The organism is Microcoleus sp. CAWBG640 (assembly GCF_020883015.1).
GTDB classification, from domain to species: domain Bacteria; phylum Cyanobacteriota; class Cyanobacteriia; order Cyanobacteriales; family Microcoleaceae; genus Microcoleus; species Microcoleus anatoxicus.
On the sequence record NZ_JAHRFC010000014.1, the window covers coordinates 54,113 to 74,693 of the forward strand.

The 20,581-nt window shown below is 44.7% G+C and carries 18 protein-coding genes; 16 read left to right on the forward strand and 2 right to left on the reverse strand.

All coding sequences use genetic code 11. The annotated features are described in order from the left end of the window. Positions 1-27 precede the first annotated feature (27 nt). Both AAFP11_RS09925 and AAFP11_RS09930 read right to left on the reverse strand, forming a co-directional pair. Complete coding sequence (locus AAFP11_RS09925; protein ID WP_341736909.1) at positions 28-360, reverse strand: XisI protein; 333 nt, start codon at positions 358-360, stop codon at positions 28-30. Continuing rightward, positions 348-764, reverse strand: coding sequence for a XisH family protein (locus AAFP11_RS09930; RefSeq protein ID WP_340518967.1), 417 nt, complete (start codon positions 762-764; stop codon positions 348-350). The genes AAFP11_RS09925 and AAFP11_RS09930 overlap by 13 nt, the downstream gene beginning before the upstream one ends. Positions 765-907: 143 nt before the next feature. Between AAFP11_RS09930 and AAFP11_RS09935 the strand changes: the two genes are divergently transcribed. The 16 genes from AAFP11_RS09935 (at position 908) to AAFP11_RS10010 (ending at position 20,448) form a co-directional block, all read left to right on the forward strand. Continuing rightward, a complete protein-coding gene (locus AAFP11_RS09935; protein WP_341736910.1) occupies positions 908-1,195 on the forward strand; it encodes a hypothetical protein in 288 nt (95 codons plus the stop codon). A 208-nt stretch (positions 1,196-1,403) separates the two neighbouring features. Then, the gene (nrdJ, locus tag AAFP11_RS09940; RefSeq protein ID WP_341736911.1) at positions 1,404-4,697 is read left to right on the forward strand and encodes a ribonucleoside-triphosphate reductase, adenosylcobalamin-dependent; all 3,294 of its coding nucleotides are present in this window, start codon (positions 1,404-1,406) and stop codon (positions 4,695-4,697) included. 328 nt (positions 4,698-5,025) lie between these two features. Beyond that, a complete protein-coding gene (locus tag AAFP11_RS09945) occupies positions 5,026-5,679 on the forward strand; it encodes a 4Fe-4S single cluster domain-containing protein (RefSeq protein WP_341736912.1) in 654 nt (217 codons plus the stop codon). A gap of 296 nt (positions 5,680-5,975) precedes the next feature. After that, positions 5,976-7,262 (forward strand): hypothetical protein, encoded by a 1,287-nt coding sequence (locus AAFP11_RS09950; protein WP_341736913.1) that lies wholly within the window; start codon positions 5,976-5,978, stop codon positions 7,260-7,262. A gap of 244 nt (positions 7,263-7,506) precedes the next feature. Beyond that, on the forward strand, positions 7,507-9,492 hold the full coding sequence (locus AAFP11_RS09955; protein ID WP_341736914.1) for an AAA family ATPase: 1,986 nt from the start codon (positions 7,507-7,509) through the stop codon (positions 9,490-9,492). A 195-nt stretch (positions 9,493-9,687) separates the two neighbouring features. Further along, entirely contained in the window at positions 9,688-9,888 is a 201-nt protein-coding gene (locus tag AAFP11_RS09960) for a DUF559 domain-containing protein (RefSeq protein ID WP_333153532.1), read from the forward strand. Positions 9,889-9,904: 16 nt separating this feature from the next. Continuing rightward, the gene (locus tag AAFP11_RS09965; protein ID WP_341736915.1) at positions 9,905-10,117 is read left to right on the forward strand and encodes a DUF559 domain-containing protein; all 213 of its coding nucleotides are present in this window, start codon (positions 9,905-9,907) and stop codon (positions 10,115-10,117) included. A 229-nt stretch (positions 10,118-10,346) separates the two neighbouring features. Next, positions 10,347-12,155 carry a bifunctional serine/threonine-protein kinase/formylglycine-generating enzyme family protein gene (locus AAFP11_RS09970; RefSeq protein ID WP_341736916.1) on the forward strand — a complete coding sequence of 603 codons (1,809 nt, stop codon included), beginning with the start codon at positions 10,347-10,349 and terminating at the stop codon, positions 12,153-12,155. A 687-nt stretch (positions 12,156-12,842) separates the two neighbouring features. After that, positions 12,843-13,151 (forward strand): hypothetical protein, encoded by a 309-nt coding sequence (locus AAFP11_RS09975; protein WP_340518976.1) that lies wholly within the window; start codon positions 12,843-12,845, stop codon positions 13,149-13,151. A 12-nt stretch (positions 13,152-13,163) separates the two neighbouring features. Continuing rightward, positions 13,164-13,628 (forward strand): hypothetical protein, encoded by a 465-nt coding sequence (locus AAFP11_RS09980; RefSeq protein ID WP_341736917.1) that lies wholly within the window; start codon positions 13,164-13,166, stop codon positions 13,626-13,628. 275 nt (positions 13,629-13,903) lie between these two features. Further along, positions 13,904-15,136 carry a vWA domain-containing protein gene (locus AAFP11_RS09985; protein ID WP_341736918.1) on the forward strand — a complete coding sequence of 411 codons (1,233 nt, stop codon included), beginning with the start codon at positions 13,904-13,906 and terminating at the stop codon, positions 15,134-15,136. Beyond that, positions 15,133-15,534 (forward strand): FHA domain-containing protein, encoded by a 402-nt coding sequence (locus AAFP11_RS09990; protein WP_341736919.1) that lies wholly within the window; start codon positions 15,133-15,135, stop codon positions 15,532-15,534. Before AAFP11_RS09985 ends, AAFP11_RS09990 begins: the two co-directional genes overlap by 4 nt. Then, on the forward strand, positions 15,527-16,399 hold the full coding sequence (locus AAFP11_RS09995) for a protein phosphatase 2C domain-containing protein (protein ID WP_341736920.1): 873 nt from the start codon (positions 15,527-15,529) through the stop codon (positions 16,397-16,399). The genes AAFP11_RS09990 and AAFP11_RS09995 overlap by 8 nt, the downstream gene beginning before the upstream one ends. 172 nt (positions 16,400-16,571) lie before the next feature. Beyond that, the gene (locus tag AAFP11_RS10000) at positions 16,572-18,305 is read left to right on the forward strand and encodes a hypothetical protein (RefSeq protein ID WP_341736921.1); all 1,734 of its coding nucleotides are present in this window, start codon (positions 16,572-16,574) and stop codon (positions 18,303-18,305) included. Further along, a complete protein-coding gene (locus AAFP11_RS10005) occupies positions 18,302-19,072 on the forward strand; it encodes a glycosyltransferase family 2 protein (protein WP_341736922.1) in 771 nt (256 codons plus the stop codon). The genes AAFP11_RS10000 and AAFP11_RS10005 overlap by 4 nt, the downstream gene beginning before the upstream one ends. Before the next feature lie 311 nt (positions 19,073-19,383). Further along, positions 19,384-20,448 (forward strand): NAD-dependent epimerase/dehydratase family protein, encoded by a 1,065-nt coding sequence (locus AAFP11_RS10010; protein ID WP_341736923.1) that lies wholly within the window; start codon positions 19,384-19,386, stop codon positions 20,446-20,448. Positions 20,449-20,581: the final 133 nt, after the last annotated feature.

Here is a 20,581-nt window from a genome sequence, read left to right on the forward strand (position 1 = left end):
GCAAAAACCCGGTTTCTTTGGTTAAATTTATCCGATCGCAAATTCACTAAATTTCCGCATAATCGGCGGGTCAAACCCAAGTACAATATCTTCTTTGGGAACTCCCAACTCAACCAGTTCGTTAGCAATACCCACCTCAGTGCCATCCTGCTGAATCCAGATTTTATTATCCATAATATCCAGGTGCAACACCGGGCCATAAACTCGTCGCTGATTACGCCAGCCTACATAGATTAATTGATAATGATCGCGATCGATATCAAAGATAGTTTGAGCCTGAATTCGCTCATCCCACACCAGACTAGCGTGTTGGGAGAGCAGATTTTGGATGTGTTGCCGATAAAGGTCTACATTTGCCATTGTGCAATCGCCTCCTGTTCCATATCACAAATGATTAAATGAATTTGATTTTGTTGAACTAAAGACTGAATAAACCCCATTGTCAAAAAGCTATCGTAGACATTTCCTGGTACTGCCAGGTATAAAATATGGTCATTTTCTTGTTTTTGTAAAGCTGCTCGATAACTAATGAATTGCCCCAAAGCTGTATAAAATTGGGATATTTTGGATGGCCCAGTAAAGCTTTTGATTTCAACTGCGATTTTCTGTCCATCTTTTTCGGCTGCAACCACCTTTTCGGCACCCAAGTCAATGTAAAGTTCTAAAGTTCCTGCTTGTAAATTATATGGATCGTGAGTAATCTGCCATCCATCTTTCTGGAGAGCGATTTTAACAACTTCATGGAAGGCATCTTTAGCAGACATAGCTTTACTGACTCGTTGCGTTTAGTATCTTGGATAGTTTTTGTGTTTTAAGTATAGCAACCACCAAGGCGCTTGCTATACAAAAGACACTATACCCCATGCCCAATTTAAGCTAATCTATTACTTTCACAAATAAAGATAAAATGCTATCTCAAATTTTTTACCTGCTGCGTTCCCGTGCTGATGGCAAATACCTCAGCGCTTGTCCCAACCCAGATAAAGTGGCAAGTTTTCTGCTGATTTTCCGCGAAGACTATGACGCTTTGAGCTACCTTAACACCCACGCGGCCGATTTTGCCGATCGCTTCGGGGTCGAGTCAATTTCCAGTCCACAAATCAAAAAACTGCTCGAACGTTGGGGATTTCAGGGTGTAGGCATTGTTCAAGACCCCCTACAGCCAAATATTGAGTTTTTACTCACAAATGATTGACAATTTAAAACATTTGTGTATAACCCGGTTTCTGGCAAAAATCGGGTTTTTTGGTGAAGTTTTGAGGCTATTCTGACACTCTGCCTGTATAGAGGTGTCCACCATATTTAGTGCAAAATGTGAAATTTGTCAACCTTTAACCCTAAATCTGAATCCTGTTGTATATTCATAGTCTGTTGATATATTCCGACACGTCAGTACACAACCTATGGTTCGAGAATTAGAGCGATCGAGTGCCCGCGAGAAACGTCACCTGTCCGATTTCCCCGAAACAGCACCCGCAGCCAATCCAGTATTTTTCAGGACGTACAGCCGTCGTACCGACACGGGAAGGGAGACTTGGGCCGATGTGTGCGATCGAACCGTCAAAGGTCTCCAAAAGCTCGGAAACCTCACCTCCGAAGAAACACAACTCCTACACCGGATGCAAAACCAGCTCAAAACCCTCGCTTCCGGGCGCTGGCTGTGGGTGGGCGGTAGCAAATGGATCGAGCAACCAGAGAATTTTTCCGGCGCCTATAATTGTTCCTCAACCAATATTCTCGACTGGCGCGCCTTTGGCTTATTGATGGATTTGGCGATGATGGGCTGTGGCACCGGTGCAGTTTTGGAACCCAAATATATCAACCAATTGCCACCGATTAGCAACCGCTTAACCGTGACAATGCAAGGCGAAATTGGCTCTACACCCGCTCAATTGCGCCGTCAAGAAACCGAAGTAAAAATAGCAGAAAAAACCGCAACTATTTATGTCGGAGATTCCCGCCAAGGTTGGGTAAATTCCTATCAAGCTTTGCTGGAATTATCCACAGATGAAAGATTTGCAGGAGAAGTTCAAGTTTACATCGATTTGAGCGATGTCCGCCCCGTGGGAGAACCTTTAAAAGGTTTTGGCGGAGTCGCAAATCCAGTCAAATTGCCTGACCTTTATCAACGTTGCTCGGCAATTTTGAATAAAGCTTTAGGGCGACAGTTAAATTCAGTTGAATGCTGCGTGTTGATTGATGAAGCTGCGGTTACAATTGTGGCTGGAAATATTAGGCGCAGCGCGGGAATTCGTCAGTTTGATTCTGGTGACGCACTAGGCGCAAATGCTAAAGATAATCTGTGGCAACAAGATGAAAATGGCAACTGGAAAATAGATCCAGAACGCGATGCTTTGAGAATGGCAAATCACTCTCGTGTTTTCCATTACAAACCTACATTAGAAGAATGTATTGAGGCTGTTAGAAAACAGTATTACTCTGGTGAAGGTGCAATTCAATGGGCTGGTGAAGCTGTAGCTAGAGCTAATGTTGATTTACTTTCAACACCTAGTCTTAAAATTGAGTTCTTGAAAGCCTACGACGAAGGAAAAGCTAAACAGTGGTTGCAGGAACGTTATCCTGACATGACTGCTGAGGAACTAGAGCATCGGTCAGTTCGTTTGGGTTTAAACCCGTGTGGCGAGATAATTGGCTCTAATTTTCACTGTGTAAGTGGCGACACTCTGCTAATTACTAAAGACGGACTGCATAAAATAAAGGACGTTGTTGGAACTGAAATCGAAATTTGGAATGGTCAAAGATGGAGCTCAGTCACACCATTTCAGACAGGGAGTGATACGAATGGCGGACGACGCAAACTTTATCGTGTAAAGTTTGCTGATGGTACTTATCTGGATGCCACAGAATATCATCGTTTCTTTGTCAAGGATCGCTTTGGTAAAGTTTACCAAGAAGTCCAAACCAAAGACTTGATGGATACAAGTCGATATAGCATTCATACTGAACCTTTTACAATTCAGTATGAAGATGGCATGAATATCGATTCGAGTTATGCTTACACTTTGGGTGTGGCTGTAGGAGATGGAACTACAGACCAAAATGATAATGCAAAAGTTCGACTTTACGAAGGCAAAATGGCATTGTCAGTAGCAGGAAATAAGTCGCATGAAAGAAACTATGACTATTTACCTGTTTTTACAGATGTAACTAACTTGAGCTTTTCTGGAGAATTTCTGAAAAGTTTGAAAGTTAACCCAGAAGCGTTAAATGTAATTGCGAGCTGGAACCGACAAGCAATTTTACATTTTATTGCTGGATTAGCCGATACGGATGGATCGAATACCCATAGTAATGGTATCCGAATTTATATCTCCGATCGCGATCGCGCTTTTAGAGTTCAGCTACTTTTGACCAAATGTGGTATTCGCTCATCGCTAAATCTTTGTGCTCATCAAGGAGCAGTTACTAATTACGGTGTCCGAAGTCGGGATTTGTACTACTTGCAAATTACTGACTGTGGTGAAATTCCTTGTCAGCGGTTAGATGTGAGCAAAGGGAGGAAGGCTAAAGGTAAAGGTAAATGGCAAGTTGTCAGAAGTGTCGAAGAATTACCAGGATTGCATGATACTTACTGTTTCAATGAACCAGAGTTTCATAAGGGAGTTTTCGGCAATACCCTAGCTGGAAACTGTAATCTTTCTGAGGTTCATCTCAATCAAATTGACCCTTACAACTTTAAAGAACAAGAGGAAGCTTTCACCGCAGCAGGTTTATCTGTCGCCGTACTTCTCAATCACAAATTTAGCGAACCGCGCTATCAATACAGCCGCGAATTAGACCCGATTGTCGGCGTCTCTTTCACCGGATTGTTCGATTTCTTCGTTCATGCTTTTGGCGTTGAGTGGTTGCGCTGGTGGGTGGAAGGCCGCCCAGAAACTGACCAGGGAATGGCGTTTAAACAGCGGGAAGAAGAGTATTTGACTGGTTGGCGGGAGATTGTGAATCGGGTTGTATGGGATTATTGCGATCGCCATTCATTGAAACGTCCAAATCGCTGCACAACCGTTCAACCATCGGGTACAAAATCTCTACTGACAGGTGCTTCCCCCGGCTGGCATCCCCCGAAATCCCAGCGTTTCATTCGCCGAATCACTTTCGGCAAAAACGACCCTGTAGCCCTCGCCTGCATCGACTACGGATACAACGTGATTCCGTCTCAATCTGACAAAGATGAAAACGGCAATTTGCTGAACAATCCCTTCGATGAACGCTGTACAGAATGGCTGGTAGAAATACCTGTTGCTGTCAGTTGGGCGGATTTGCCCGGTGCTGATGAAATTGAGATCAACAAATTCTCAGCGGCGGCACAAATGGACTTTTATATGCAGGTGCAAAAGTTCTACGTGCGACACAACACCAGCGCGACGATTGAGTTGCGGGAAAATGAAGTTGAAAGTTTGGGAACACGGATTTACGAAGCCATTCGCGATGACGAAGGCTACATTTCCGCCGCACTTTTGTCTCGCTTTGATGCCCTAGAGACTTTCCCACGTTTGCCCTTTGAACCGATTAAAAAGGAAACTTACGAAACGATGTTGAAAGACGTTTTAGTTCGTCGTCAAATAGATGTGTTTGAGGTGGCACTCAGTCGTTATGACTTGGGTGAAATGATGGATTCCGGGCCTGCGGGCTGCGATTCTGATAAATGTTTAATGCCGGAAACTAAGGCTATGTAGTAGTGTTGAATTAAAATCCCCCAAATGGGGGATTTTTTTATGTTTAAAATATTAGACATCTCCCCAAAAGTCAGTCTTGAACAGGCAAGATGCCTGTTCCACAATAAATATGGTCGAGGTCTATATTAATTCCGGTTGTATCGGAACGATCAAACCGCGAAGACGCGAAGGACACAAAGGAAGAACAGCATCTTCTTCTTTCCCCCTTGGGGGGGCAGGGGGGGGTTCTTCCTTCGCGTCCTTTGCGCCTTCGCGGTTCATTTAATCTTAGATCAAATCCGGCTATAAAAGAGTAATCTAACATCTATAATCTACAATTTAAAATGCCATGAATTCAGAGAAATTGCGTATCTTTAAACGCCAATCTCCAGTGAACGTACTCGGCCCTGGAAAACAGGCAGTTATTTGGGTGCAAGGCTGTCGGTTTGCTTGTCCAAGTTGTATTGTGCCGGATTCTTGGGATGAGAATTCAGGAGATTTGGTAACAGTCACAGAGTTAGTAGATTGGGTGCTAGCAGTACCGGGAATTGAAGGTGTTACTTTCTCTGGTGGTGAGCCGATGCTGCAAGCAGAAGCCTTATCCAATTTAGTAGATAAGCTGCGCGATCGCACCGACCTAGGCATCATGTGTTACACTGGTTATCGAATCGAACATCTACAGCAACAGGGCACAGCAGCCCAACAAGCATTGTTGCAAAAAATAGATTTACTGATCGATGGACTTTACATCGAAAAACTGCACGGAGATTTACTCTGGCGCGGTTCAGCAAATCAGCGACTATTGCCTTTGACAGAGCGTTATCGCAGCTTGATTACTGCTCTATTGTCTGATGCAGATACATCCGCAGGGCTGGAATTTTTTATGGGATTAGCAGGAGAAATCTCTTTTGTGGGAGTGCCAAATAAACCGGGATTTAGCCAAGAGTTTGAAGCTCGAATGTTAAAGCGCGGAGTAATTGTGGAGCCAATTAAGCAAGATTAATGGGCGGGCAGGCATCTTACCATTAGTGTCAATTTAAGCCTTAAAGCCCTGAAAAATATTGCTTTGACCTGAGTCTAGATCCCCCTAAATCCCCCTTAAGAAGGGGGACTTTGAGCAAGTTCTTGTCCCCCCCTTCTTAAGGGGGGCTAGGGGGGATCAAAGTTTAATAGTTAAACAGCAATCTCTGACTGGGTTAGAAGTTAAGTTGACACCAATGTCATCTTGCCTGTTCTGAAAAAATCTTGCAACAACTTTCAACCTTTTGATACACAAACCCCATTAAGGAGAAAAAATAGATGAGTAGCAGCCCCAAATATTCCCAAGCTCAGTTAGAAAGAGAAAGACGAGAAAGATTAGAACAAGAACGTGAGCGCAAAGCCGCAGAAGAAGCACGAATTCGAGCCGCCGCCGCCGAACGAGAACGCCTTCAACGTTTAGAAACTCTCAGAAATCAGTCGATCGCCCAAACTCAAGCCACCATCACCAAAATACAACAAAAATCACCAGAAATCTACCCACAGGATAGCTCAGAACTCGCAAAACGCGGTCAAAACCTCCTAAATAGCCTCCGGGGAGTTACAACCGAATATCAACTGCAAGAAACCATCCAAGAATTGCCCAAAATCGAACAAGAACTCGATCGCGCAATTAGTCGCAAACGCCGGGATGACGAAGAGAAAAAACGCAAAGCCGAACTAGAAAAACAGCAGTTTGAGCTCGAAGAACTAGAGCGGGAAATAGCCCAAATCCCCCAAACAGACGCGATTAAATTCGATCGCGCCGGCCGCACAGCAGCCCAAACAGCGCTCAGTGCTCTCAGAAGTGCGATCGCCTCCGGGAACCCCCAAACCGCGCGATCGCCCTTAAACACTGCCACAGCAGCAGTAGAACAGCATATCGCATCCGTAGCCCGCAACCGAGCCCAATGGCAACAACAGAAAGCCGCAGCCGAACAAGCCCTTGGCGAACTGGAAGACCTGATTATTGGCTTAAGAACCGACCCCGTAGCCCTGCGGTGGCAAATACATTTAATAGATGAATTAGCCACCCAATTGCAAACAGGAATTGCCGCCATAGAAGCAGAACAATTTGACAAACCAGCCCTGATTCTAGCAGCAGCAAAAACCCAAGAACAACAAATTATCGCAACAGCAAATGCAGCCCAAATCCAAGCCGACCAGCGAGATTACATAGCCAAAAGTATCGCTGAAACATTAGCAGAAATGGGCTTTTTTGTCAACGAACCTCAACTAGAATATCCCGATCATCCCGACGCATCACTAATACTGAAAGCTGCGACTAATTCAGGTAAAGGAATTAGTATCAGCGTACCAGTAGAAGGCGAAGTTTGGTACAACGTTGATGGTTATTCCAAAACTACCGAAGCAGCCGTGGGAGGAGGAACAGCAGCCGTTTGCGACGAAGCTGAAAAGGTATTGACAGAAATGCACGATCGCCTCGGAGCAGAATTCGGCATCAACATGAGCGAAGTCACCTGGGAAGGAAAAGACCCCGATCGGGAATTGGTAGGTGACGACGAACTACCCAACAACGACCAACAACAAAACCGCACCGGAAACTAACCAAAACCAACCAAAACAAGACTTATACCAATTTAATGGGCGTTGCACATATCCCGATCCCCCTAAATCCCCCTTAATAAGGGGGACTTTGAACAACTCTTGTCCCCCCTTTAAAAAGGGGAGTAGAGGTTGACTTTGATGATGCTCTTTCTCCCCCCTTCTTAAGGGGGGCCGGGGGGGATCTCCGGGTTTTCAACCGCCGGGTTTCAAAATCTAAAATCCAAAATCTAAAATCTAAAATCAAATGAACATCACATCATCACGCTGGATACAAGAATTTGAAAAACAACTATACCGCCGCCAACACATAGTTTTATACGGAAACATAGACGACCAATTCCTCTGGCGCGGCAGCTACCAAGGAATTCACGAATTCCTCACCAACTACTTCCAAGACCTCAACTTCCAGCTAATAGTCCGCTACGACTCCATAGACGGATTCACCTTTGCTCGACCCGAAATGAGCGATCGCTTTGAACAAATAGCCCGCACAGCCGCCACCCGCATCAACCCCCAATTACCAACCCAGCCCGCCCCCACAGCCCCAGCAGCACCCGCAAACCCAATGGCTCCACCCCCCCGTGGCAATCCCGGAGCAGTGGGCCCCAGAATGAACACCAGAGTATCCCTAGAAGACGCCTTCGGGAACCTGCGAGCCCTCGTCTCCCAAACTGCAAACCCAGCCGCCGCCGTGGTCGATTTAGCAGATATGATCACCTCAGACGCCAGTCGCTACAGTGGGGAAGAGCGAAACGCCCTAGTATTGCTGAAAAAAAGCACCCTAGAAGCATCCCTGATCCGAGAAGGCGATTTAGCCGGTTGTCGCAACACCCTAGTCATCCTCGCTAGAGACTTGCAGCGAGTCCCGGAATGGGTGTACCACAACAATCCCACCGTCACGCTGCTCCAAGTATCCCGGCCCAACAAGGATGAACGACGGCTGTTTGCTCAACGGTTCCTCACAGGTTTCTATGGGGGCGATCGCATCAACAACAAACCCAGCGCCCCAGGAATACCCTCAGAACTCGACAACCTCGCGGAAGAATTTGCTGAACTCACCGAAAACTTCCGCGCCCTAGAACTAGATGCGCTGCGGGCCACATCCTGGCGCGATCGCATCTCAGTCAAACCCAAAGAAATGTGGCGGCTCATCGACTTCTACAAATTCGGGGTGCGAGATGACCCCTGGGAGCGCATGGGAGCCGAAAAGGTTTTGCAAGCCAAAACAGAGCTTCCACGTACCGTCATCGGGCAACCAAGGGCCGTACAAGCTGTAACCACCATGCTAACTACCGCTAGAATCGGATTGACGATCGGCGGGAGTAGCGGGCGGAGTGGTAAACCAAAAGGTATTTTCTTTTTTGTTGGGCCCACCGGAGTCGGGAAAACCGAATTAGCCAAAGCCATGACCAAATTAGTATTTGGGGACGAAAAAGCCTTCGCCCGGTTTGATATGTCAGAATACAAAGAAGAACACGCGGCGGAAAAATTAGCCGGAGCACCTCCCGGTTTTGTCGGTTACGAAGAAGGGGGACAATTAACCAATCGAGTCATGGAAAACCCCCACAGTATATTGTTGTTTGACGAAATAGAAAAAGCTCACCCCAAAGTATTGGATAAATTCCTGCAAATCCTCGAAGACGGGCGACTGACTGACGGAAAAGGACAGACAGCATATTTCAACCAAACAGCAATTATTTTCACTAGCAACATCGGCGCATCGGATATCATCGATCCTCAAACCGGTGTGAAGATCCGGGAAGGTATCATGGAGAAAGTAAAAGCCGGAAACGCCAATGACTTCTCCTGGGAGCAAGTAGAAAACCACTTCCGCGCCGAAGTAGACTGGCATTTCACCACCCGCATCGGTCGCGCCGAATTGCTGAACCGTTTAGGAGATAATATAGTAGTATTCGACTTGCTGCGGCCAGATTTCGTCGAAGCAATCGGCGACAAATTTTTAAAACAGTTGTCCGAATGCGCCCTAGAAAAATATCGATTCACCCTGAAATTCTTGCCATCAACGCTCAATGTTTTGAGGCAAAAAATGGAACGGGGAGACAATTTACTCTTTGGCGGGAGGCGAATCAAATCACTTTTAGAATCCCTAGTCGAACGGCCATTAAATAGCTGGATATTCGAGAACATTCCAGACACAAACAAATTAGCCGGACAAACCCTAGAAATCGGCATCAACAACGATGAAACCATCGAGGTAAGAGAAATATAAAACCCCTAGACTCCGCAAAAACTCAAACAAAAACTCTTACTCTAACTCCCCCCCTTACCAAGGGGGGGCTGGGGGGGGTTAAAATACTCAGCAACCAACAAAAAACCCCAAAAAACTTCTAACTCCCCCCCTTAGCAAGGGGGGGCTGGGGGGGGGTTAAAATACTCAGCAACCAACAAAAAACCCTATACAACAATGACAAAACTCTACAACAAAAGCTCAGAAAAATTTAAGCGGCAGAAGCTTCGCAGAGAAATGACAGAAGCTGAAAAGGAACTATGGAAACGAATCAGAAACAGACAGCTTGAGAATTGTAAATTTCGCAGACAATACAGTGTAGCAGCATTTGCGATCGACTTTTATTCACCAGAAATCAAGTTAGCACGCTTAAGTTGATGGTGACAGCCATTTTGTGGATGGCGCTGTTGAATATGATGCAGAAAGGCAAGAGTTTATTGAGTCGGCAAGAATTAAATTTTTGAGGTTTACTAATGATGATGTTTATCATAATTTGGATGGGGTTTTAGAGGTGATTGTGGAGGGGATTAAATCGTTGAGAACATCGGGTGTTTTACCCCCCCAGCCCCCCCTTGCTAAGGGGGGGGAGCAAGAGTTAGAAATGTAGATGAGATTTAATCGTTTATTGCATCAACTCTTTTACCCCCCCCAGCCCCCCCTTGCTAAGGGGGGGAGCAAGAGTTAGAAATGTAGATGAGATTTAATCGTTTATTGCATCAACTCTTTTACCCCCCCCAGCCCCCCCTTGCTAAGGGGGGGAGCAAGAGTTCAACCGACAATCTCACAAAAACCCGGTTTCTGAGCCCAAGTACAACCACTAACACCAACTAAAAATCATGTACCCAGAAAGATTTTGGAGAAAACTACAAGGCGAAACAGTCAACAACGAATACTACCTCCAAGAATACCTAGGATGTGGAGCCTATGGAGCCGTATACAAAGCAGATCAAGTAATCATAGACCAATTCATCAGGGAAATAGCAATCAAACTAATCGCCTTAGAAGAAGATGAAACCAAAGCCAAAAAACAACTAAACGAACTAATAGCAGCAGCCAACCTGCAACACGAAAACATCATTCGTACCTACACAGTAGGCACCTGCGAAGTCAAAGAAGACAAATATTTATTCATCGTCATGGAAATCGCCACAATCACCCTAGAAAAAAAACTAAAAACCGGAAAACTCTCCACAACAGAAGCCAGAGAAATAGTCAAAGCCACAGCAGCAGCATTACACTACCTACACAATTTAAGTCCGCGAAAAGTCCACAGAGACATCAAACCAGCCAACCTGCTATACGCAGATAACAAATGGAAAGTATCAGACTTAGGACTGCTGCGAGAAATCGGCACCAACTCACTGAGAACCCAAGATAGGAGAGGAACACCATTTTATGCTCCCCCAGAATCCTACAAGGGAGTAGTAGGAACAGCATCGGATATTTGGTCACTGGGAATCATGACAGCAGAAATCCTGACAGGAAGTCTACCATTCACAGGAAAGACAGACGAAGAAGTAATGAAAAAAACCCTAGACGAACAGCCGGAAATAGACTGGTCAAAAATATCAGAACCATTCACGGCGATAGTCAGGGGATGCTTGGAAAAAGAGCGAGAAAATAGATGGACAGCGGAACAAGTATTGACAGCATTGGCACCAAAACAGGGCTTATACACTCCGACCAAAGAAACCGGGTTTTTTCCTAAATCTGTTGATAACAACGAAGAATCTGATAAAAACCCGGTTTCTGAGCCCATCCTAGCCTCGGCCTTTATTAATCGAATCAATCAATTGCTAGCATCAATACCCGAACCAGCCCCTCAACCAAAAAAACAAACACAAACCTTTGACTTTAAAGTAATCACAGTCAACAACAGCGGAGAAACCATCAAAACAGAACAACGACAAGCTGAATACCTTAGTGAAAACCTAGGGCGCGGAGTCAGCTTAGAAATGGTACAGATTCCCGGCGGCACATTTATGATGGGTGCCCCCGACAACGAACAAGGTGGATGTAGTGACGAAAGTCCGCAGCATCGAGTCACAGTACCGACATTTTTTGCAGGAAAATACGCCATCACCCAAGCACAGTGGGAAGCCGTCATGGGAAACAACCCATCGCGTTTCAAAGGTGAAAAACGTCCTGTGGAAAATGTATCGTGGGATGATGCTGTCAAATTCTGTAAGAAACTCTCGCAAACAACCGGGAAAACGTATCGCTTACTGAGTGAAGCCGAATGGGAATACGCCTGTCGAGCTCATACAACCACCCCATTTCATTTTGGGGAAACTATTACCCCAGAATTAGTTAACTATGACGGAAACAACCCCTACGCCAAGGCCTCCAAAGGACTGTACCGCAAAGAAACAACGGATGTGGGGAGTTTTCCACCTAATGCGTTTGGTTTATATGATATGCACGGCAATGTTTGGGAATGGTGCAGCGATAAATGGCACGATAATTATAACGGCGCACCGACTGATGGAAGTTCTTGGGAAACTGGTGGATCTGAATACCGAGTGCAGCGTGGCGGCTCCTGGTTCAACAATGCGGTCGATTGCCGCAGTGCCATTCGTAACAGGAATTCGGCGGGCATTCGTTGCTCGAACTTCGGTTTTCGCGTTGCTCTGGCTTCTGCGTAGTCTCCGGTTTTTGGTTCTGTGCTGTAGTCTCCCGCGAGGACTCTTCGTTTTCTCTACTCTTTTTCCCTCTTGCGCTTTGCGCTCTTAATTCTTTGCCCTTTCTGCCGCTTGCGGCTCGATTTTTTTTCGACTGTGCCCAAGAAACCGGGTTTTTGCCTAAATCTATCGGTGACAACCAAAAATCTGATAAAAACCCGGTTTCTGAATCCTCGACTGTGCCCAAGAAACCGGGTTTTTTCCGAAATCTCTCGGTGACAACGAAGTATTTGGCAAAAACCCGGTTTCTGAATCCTTCGACTGAGCCCAAGAAACCGGGTTTTTGCCTGAATCTATCGGTGACAACGAAGTATTTGGCAAAAACCCGGTTTCTGAATCCTTCGACTGAGCCCAAGAAACCGGGTTTTTTCCTGAATCTATCGGTGACCACCAAAAATCTGATAAAAACCCGGTTTCTGAATCCTCGACTGTGCCCAAGAAACCGGGTTTTTTCCTGAATCTATCGGTGACAACGAAGTATTTGGCAAAAACCCGGTTTCTGAGCCCATGTGTAAATCCAAGAAACCGGGTTTTTTCCTGAATCTATCGGTGACCACCAAAAATCTGATAAAAACCCGGTTTCTGAATCCTCGACTCTGATTGATTGTATAATTTTAAGTTAGCCTAGTTTTTATGGTTTGTAACAGCAATATGATCAGAGGTGCAATTCCCGATGATATCCCCAATAATTTACAAGAGCAAATACTGCTCCAAGATGCTAAAAATCAACCCGCCATCATGATTCAAGGTGGCTCCAGCAGACCCCTAGGAGATGCTCCCAGATTGGTTGCCAACTATGGCGGTCAGCCTGAAGATTGGTATAAAATGGCTAGTAACCAAAGCGCGATTATCGAGGGAGCTATCGTTGAAATCCATTGGTATAGAAATGCCCGCACTCTCCAAAATGTAGAGTACAAAATCAAACGTACATACCCCAAAATAGCACCGAAAAACCAGTGAGGTTAATATACTATGAAAATTCGCTGCATTGCCAACAAAGGAACCGAACTACCAGAAAACTACCTAAATCCACCGTTAGATATCACCACAGAAACTGAATTCAAACTGATAATAGGTAAAGAGTATATTGTCTATGCTATCTCCCAATGGCAAGGAAAATTATCCTACTATATTTGCGACGAGCGGTATACTTATTATCCCATACACAATCCAGCCCCATTATTTGAGATTGTGGATGGCCGATATTCTCGGTATTGGCAAGTGCAATTAGCCACTAATGGTTTGTTAGAGATTGCTTTTGAACACTGGTTTTCTATCCCTAATTTTTACGATCAACTAACTGATGGAGAATCAGAAACTCTGTTGATTTTTGAGAAAATGAAAGAACTCATGGATGCGGAAGCAGCAATTCCTCAATCGCCACCTTTCTCAGTTGAGGAATTGCTGGCGATGGTTCCATCTTTTGCATCATCCTAGATGCAATTTGTAGGGGCGGGTTCACCAACCATATAGATGGAAAACCGAAAATTCCCAAAACCCGCCCCCACCCCACCAACAATCTCAATGTACATTAATCTTTACCGTGGGGTGGGGGCGGGTTTATTTGAATTGTTGGTCATTGTTGTATATGGTTGGTGAACCCGCCCCTACGAATCTTTAAATTGCTGGTTCGGTTTTCTAACTGTTCAGAAATTTAATATTCATGTAAAATATACTGCAAAGCTCGCACAATCTTAATTCAAAATAACATCATGTTCAACCTAGAACTTGACTGGGATATACCAGCCAAAATCACAGCCAAAAACACAAAACACATCTTGCGAGTGCGAATTCGTCCCCAATCCGGTGGGCCCGGCTTACCTCTGCGAATTGCCATCGCCCTCGATACCAGCCAATCAATGGGAGGAGAAAATCTGCAACGGGCTCAGGAAGCTTGTCGGGCTGTTGTGGCTCAATTGCGCGATCGCGATCGGCTTTCCTTAGCCGGCTTCTCCACCAGTGTAACACCTTTGCTCCAATCTTTACCCGGTGGCGCCGCCGCCCTTCAACCCGCCAATACCGCCATTTCCCAACTGACAGCAGGAGGTGTTACCCTCACCGGTTTAGCCTTAGATTGGATACTAAACGCCCTACCTCCAGAAGCCGGAGTCGCGCGGGTGGGAATCTTGATTACTGACGGTCATGCTACCACATCCCAAGGAAGGATTTTAGATGATACGGGGGTTTTGATCGATCGCTCCAAACAACTAGCCAACCTAGGCATAATTCTCAACACCGTCGGATTAGGAAACGCCAACAATTTCAATACAGCATTCCTGACAGATTTAAGCGACAAAGGGCGAGGCTCATTTATCTTTGCAGATACTCCAGCCAGCCTGCAACCCCAACTCCAAAAAAGACTCACGGAATGTCAGGCGATGGCCACCGAAAACACCGTCATCCAGCTAATACCTAGCAACGGAGTTACAATCAAAGGCTTTTGTCGTTACCGCCCCGAATATTTGCCCCTAGAAGAAACAGCTAAAAATCAATTAACCATCGGCGCAATAGCCGCCAACTCCCCCACGGATTTATTAATCGAACTCGAAATTCCCCTAGGAGGATTTGACGAACCTACAGGTAACAAAGACGTAATTTCTCTGGAACTCACAGCCAAGGGAATGACCAATCCCGTGAGAGCAAAAGCTGCCATTAATTATACAACAAGTCCTAGTGAAGCACAAAAAGAAAACAAGGAAATCAAGAACGACCATTGCTGCTGGCTGATCAACCTCAAAAGTAACGAATTGAGCCGCACCGACGATGCCAATCTGCAAAAAGAACTACTGGAAGAATCCCGATATAATGCTGAAAAAGCCGGAAAAACTGATATAGTTAATCAAATCGACCAGCAGCTAGAGGACTTGGAAAAAAGTGGTAAATTAGACCCCAATAGAACCACCAAATTGCTGAGAGATTCACGAGACTTGGGAGGTAAAGAATGAGTAGTGGCTTTGGGTCTGATCCAATTTATCAAGGACGACTGACACCAGACAATGCTAAACTATTGGTACGCAATAGCAGCAGCGCCAACCAGAAATTTCCCCTGAGTCAAATCCGAGCCATCATCGGTCGCAGCGATGCTCCCATGAGTATAGCAGACATTGACTTAACTGAATGCAAAATTGATAATAAATCTGCCATCTCTCGCCGCCATGCAGTGATTGAATGGGTAGAAGGTAAGTTGCAAATTATTGATTTAGACAGTACAAACGGTACTTTTGTCAATGGGAAACAACTGCTTCCCGCCGCACCAAAACAACCCTCAAATCCTGAAATTCTCAAAACTGGCGATATCATCAAACTCGGCAATCTTGAACTAGAGGTAATAGTTGATGGATAATTTAAAAGCAAAACAAGAATTAGCCTTTCATGCCAAAACTGACTGTGGCAAAGTTCGCCCCCACAATGAAGACAATTATCTGCTAGAATTCTGGTGTCCAGAAACATCAACTATGCTGGCGGTAGTCGCCGACGGCATGGGGGGACACAGGGGAGGCGAAATAGCATCGAAAATCGCCATAGATACCTTTCGAGAGTTGCTGGAAACACCTTTACCAGAAACCCATAAAGAGCGATATGAACTTTTGCTTGGATGTTTCTACAAAGCTCACGAAGCCATCCAAGAAGCTGGTTGCGAAAACATCAAATTATTTGGGATGGGGACAACTATAGTAGCGGCGATTATATCTCCCACAGAATACCTCCATCTCTATGCTGGGGACTGTCGTTTGTATCATTTTACTCCAGGAAATAATCCCTACATTACAGCGGATCATTCAGTGGTGCAGGTATTGCTAGAATTGGGGAGAATTACGGAGGAAGAGATACCGACTCATCCGATGCGTTCGGTGGTGAATTCTTGTTTGGGAGGGAAGGAAAATAGTCAATTTTCGGTCGATCCAAAATGGGATAGTGAAGACTTACCTGTGGTGCGAAAATGGTCTGCGGGCGATGTGTTGTTGCTGTGTAGCGATGGGTTGAATGGAGAGGTTAGTAATCAAAAATTGACAAATTTGGTGGGGGAATTTGGAGAGTCGCCAAAAAAGTTAACTGAAGAATGCGTGAACAAGGCTTTGGAGCACGGCGGTAATGATAATATCACGGTTATTGCTATAGCAGTCCTTGCAGGAGTCGTAAAGTTTTTTACCCCACCCCAACCCTCCCCTTATGAAGGGGAGGGAGTAAGAAATTCACAAATGATTTAGGATTGGTATATTGCTCATTCTCTTGAAAATCAGGAAAATGGGGTTTTGGCATAGCCCTAGCGGTTGAATATCAATTTCGGTTTCACCGTCAGGTGATGTTGACTGTTAATCTTCCACCTGATTCTGCAACCACAAATAATATAGAATGGTGTATGGAATCCATCGCACGTTGATGAAAAAAATCCTCTGGTTATTTACTTTATATCTCACTCCCGTCCTTTTATTAATCGGATTTGTTGCGAATTTTAGCGTTAACGTTCCCATTGATGACGAGTGGAGGTTGGCTAGTTTTTTTGGAAAAATAGCTGGGGGAAATGTAACTTTTAACGATGTTTGGACTTTGCACAGCAATCACCGGATAGTGTTCCCCAAAATCATTATGGCTATGCTGGCTTTTTTGTCCAGATGGAATATTAATTATCCGCTGTGTCTCAGTATTGGTTTGGCTATCCTCACTTTTATGGCTATTTACAAGTTATCCGCCATGCAGCTTCAGAATGGCGGCGATGATTTGTGGCATTTAGCTAATATCTTAACTTGTATTTTGCTATGTTCCCTGGTTCAGCATGAAAACTGGTTGTGGGGATTTCAACTCGCTTGGTTTTTAGTCAATTTTTGTTTCGTCGCTGCGGTTTATTGTCTGATTTTACCCAAAAAAATATCGGCTAGTATTCAAATATCCCTTGCTGCTTTATTCTGCTTTGTTGCTAGTTTTTCTATGGCTCAAGGTTTGCTTTCTTGGTTGGCTGCAATTCCGGCGGTGATGGCTTTAGAAGGAAATGTGGCACAGAAAAGAAAAAGACTTATTGTCTGGATGTTGCTGTTTGTGGCAACTTGTGGTATTTACTCAATTGATTATCATCCTAGTCGGAAAACAAATATTTTTGCGTTACTGCATCAGCCCCTTGTGGTAATTGATTATTTTTTGAGTTTGTTGGGTTCGCCAATTGTTCGTTTGTCTGGTATTTCCGCATTTGTGGGATTGATAATACTGGCAAGCTTCTTATTTTTGGGATGCCATTTTGCCAAAAATATGAGGGAGCATCGTGACGCAGTACCTTGGTTGTCCCTAGGTTTGTTTTCGGTTATTTCGGCTCTGTTTATTACGGTGGGTAGGGCGCAATTTGGGGCAGTTCAGGCGCTGGAATCGTCGCGATATACGACGAATTCGATTTTGTTGCTAGTTGCTTTAGTTCAGCTTGGGCAATTATTTGTGCGAGGTAGTATTGCTAGTTTAAATCGCCGATATACACTTGTTTATCGGGTGTTAGCTTGGTTGTTAATTGGGATAATTATTGTTAATTCTGGACAGGCTGTAGCCCAATCTCAAGCTGCACTTGCTTACAAACAAGGTGGTAAAGATTGTTTGGATTTGATTAATTATTTGGAACCGTCGAAATTTTTCCAACATTCACCGGAAAGTTGTTTGAGGGTGCTGAGCAAAAAAACTTGGTTGGTCAGAGAAGGGGCGTTAGTTCTTGATAAAATAGGTTGGCGAAACTCTGCTAAAAATGTAGAATTTGTTGCTAATCCTGAGAAAGTTTACGGCTATTTTGACCAACAGCAAATTGGCGATAAATCCTTGACAATCAACAAAAATACTGCTATGAAAGCTACGGGATGGGCTGTGTTACCAGAAGATTTGCCACAGCCTAATATTATCCTGTTATCGGTCGGGGATAAACAATCTTTTTTTGCTAATGCTTATGTCAACTTAAACAGTCCCGACATTGCTCAGACTTTGAAGTCTCAGGTTTACAGGAATGCTAGATGGGCGGTTGAGTTGTCGGGTGATAATTTGCCGATCGCCCAAACGGAAATCAAAGCTTGGGTGTATAATCCTGTGGACAACCAATTTGTCAAGTTGCGCGGTGGCGCTAGGGTAACAGTGGAGGATGAGGAGTGAAAATTTCTGTGATTATACCAGCTCACAACGAGGAGGGCTGTTTGGAGGTTACTGTGCGGGCGATCGCCCATACGCTCGATTTAGAAGCCATTGAGCACGAAATTCTGATTGTGAATGACAATAGTGTCGATCGCACCCTGAATATTTGCCAAGAATTATCAGAGACTTTTCCCACAGTTAGATACATCAACAATCAACCACCCAACGGTTTCGGATTTGCTGTGCGCCGGGGATTGGCGGAATTTGAGGGCGATGCTGTCGCCATTGTAATGGCGGATGCTTCCGACGATCCGAGGGATTTAGTAGCAGGATATCGCCAATTACAAGCAGGATATGACTGCGTTTTTGGTTCCCGATTCATCAAAGGCGGCTTTGTGGTAGACTATCCCATTCACAAACTAGCCATTAACCGCTTAGCAAATTGGTTTGTCAAAACTATTTTCGGCTTACGCTACAACGATGTCACCAATGCTTTTAAGATTTACCGCAAAGAAGTGATTGAGGGAGTACAGCCGATTTTGAGCCATCACTTCAATTTAACTGTAGAACTTCCCCTCAAAGCAATTGTCAGGGGTTTTTCCTATGATGTAATTCCTCTAAGATGGTACAATCGGACTGCCGGTATTTCCAAGCTGAAGATTAAAGAAATGGGCAGTCGGTATTTATTTATTGTACTCTATGTCTGGCTAGAAAAACATCTTTCTCGTGGTGACTATCACCGTAGTGAATTAAGGACTAAAGTCCTGACTACCAACGAAATTTTGTAAAGCGCATGGTTGAAAGAATAAGGACTAAAGCATTAGTGTCAACTTAAGACTGAAACCCATAATAAATGTCGCTTTTATGCCAAGTCTAGATCCCCCTAAATCCCCCTTAATAAGGGGGACTTTGAGTAAATCCCCCTTAATAAGGGGGACTTTGAGTAGACTCTTGTCCCACCCCCTACTCACACCCTACTCCCTTACTAAAGGGGGATCGAGGCCTCATCGTCAGACAGCAGACTGCTATACTACGTTTGACGTTAAGTTGACACCAATGGGACTAAAGTCTTGACTACGAAGGAAATTTTGTAAAGCGAATGTTTGAAAGAGTTTTGATTGTTGGTGGTGCTGGTTTCATCGGCAGTTGCTTGGCGATTGGCCTCAAGAAACTTCACCCGGAATTGCAGATAATTTGTTTAGATAACCTGCGCCGCCGAGGCTCAGAATTGAATTTACCTCGGCTGAAAAGTTCCGGGATTGAGTTTGTGTATGGAGATATTCGTACAGCGGCAGATTTAGATCCGGTGGCGCTGAATGTAGACTGCATTATCGATTGTGCTGCGGAACCTTCGGTGCTGGCGGGTTTTAGTTCACCTCAGTATGTTTTGCAGACGAATTTACTGGGTACTGTGAATGTTTTGGAGTTGGCGAGACAAACGGGTGCGAGTTTATTGTTTTTGTCTACGAGTCGAGTTTACCCGATCGCCACTGTCAAGTCTATCAAATTATTGGAGTCGGAGTCAAGATTTGCGATCGCCCCAAATCAAACCATACCTGGAATATCCGAATTAGGCATTTCTGAAGACTTCCCTCTCAAAGGAAATCGCTCCCTTTACGGAGCAACTAAATTAGCCTCAGAATTGCTGATTGAAGAATACAGAGCAGCTTACAATGTACCAGCAATTATTAACCGCTGCGGGTTAATTACCGGTGCTTGGCAAATGGGCAAAGTAGATCAGGGAGTGTGCGGTTTGTGGGTAGCTGCCCACTATTTTCAAAAGTCACTTAATTATATCGGTTTCGGCGGCAGTGGCAAACAAGTTAGAGATTTACTACACGTTGAAGACTTGTTGCGGTTAGTTAATTATCAGTTAGAAAATTTTGCTGAATTTGACGGTGAAGTGTTTAATGTCGGCGGTGGTTGCAGCAACAGTCTGTCTTTAATTGAAACAACAGATTTGTGCCAAAAAATTACGGGAAAATCCATTCCCATTCATCCTGTTTTGGAGGAAAGAGCGGGGGATATTCCCATTTTTATTACTGATTCTTCTAGGGTGATGGAACGCACTGGATGGCAACCTAGGATTAGCCCCGAAGCTGCTTTGCAAGATATTTATGAATGGATTGTTGCTAATGAAATTGTGTTGAGTTCGATTTTGTAGGGGATTTTTTGACCGCAGATTATCTCGTTATATTGTTGACGGTTGTATTGGAATGATTTAACCACAGAGAACACAGAGGACACAGAGGGAGAGAATAGAGGTCTGAATAATTCAGATGCTACGGGATTTGATA

Coding starts and splice junctions, on each gene's coding strand:
- AAFP11_RS09925 (WP_341736909.1), bottom strand. CDS start 360: ATGGCAAATGTAGACCTTTATCGGCAACACATCCAAAATCTGCTCTCC.
- AAFP11_RS09930 (WP_340518967.1), bottom strand. CDS start 764: ATGTCTGCTAAAGATGCCTTCCATGAAGTTGTTAAAATCGCTCTCCAG.
- AAFP11_RS09935 (WP_341736910.1), top strand. CDS start 908: ATGCTATCTCAAATTTTTTACCTGCTGCGTTCCCGTGCTGATGGCAAA.
- nrdJ (WP_341736911.1), top strand. CDS start 1,404: ATGGTTCGAGAATTAGAGCGATCGAGTGCCCGCGAGAAACGTCACCTG.
- AAFP11_RS09945 (WP_341736912.1), top strand. CDS start 5,026: ATGAATTCAGAGAAATTGCGTATCTTTAAACGCCAATCTCCAGTGAAC.
- AAFP11_RS09950 (WP_341736913.1), top strand. CDS start 5,976: ATGAGTAGCAGCCCCAAATATTCCCAAGCTCAGTTAGAAAGAGAAAGA.
- AAFP11_RS09955 (WP_341736914.1), top strand. CDS start 7,507: ATGAACATCACATCATCACGCTGGATACAAGAATTTGAAAAACAACTA.
- AAFP11_RS09960 (WP_333153532.1), top strand. CDS start 9,688: ATGACAAAACTCTACAACAAAAGCTCAGAAAAATTTAAGCGGCAGAAG.
- AAFP11_RS09970 (WP_341736916.1), top strand. CDS start 10,347: ATGTACCCAGAAAGATTTTGGAGAAAACTACAAGGCGAAACAGTCAAC.
- AAFP11_RS09975 (WP_340518976.1), top strand. CDS start 12,843: ATGATCAGAGGTGCAATTCCCGATGATATCCCCAATAATTTACAAGAG.
- AAFP11_RS09980 (WP_341736917.1), top strand. CDS start 13,164: ATGAAAATTCGCTGCATTGCCAACAAAGGAACCGAACTACCAGAAAAC.
- AAFP11_RS09985 (WP_341736918.1), top strand. CDS start 13,904: ATGTTCAACCTAGAACTTGACTGGGATATACCAGCCAAAATCACAGCC.
- AAFP11_RS09990 (WP_341736919.1), top strand. CDS start 15,133: ATGAGTAGTGGCTTTGGGTCTGATCCAATTTATCAAGGACGACTGACA.
- AAFP11_RS09995 (WP_341736920.1), top strand. CDS start 15,527: ATGGATAATTTAAAAGCAAAACAAGAATTAGCCTTTCATGCCAAAACT.
- AAFP11_RS10000 (WP_341736921.1), top strand. CDS start 16,572: ATGAAAAAAATCCTCTGGTTATTTACTTTATATCTCACTCCCGTCCTT.
- AAFP11_RS10010 (WP_341736923.1), top strand. CDS start 19,384: ATGTTTGAAAGAGTTTTGATTGTTGGTGGTGCTGGTTTCATCGGCAGT.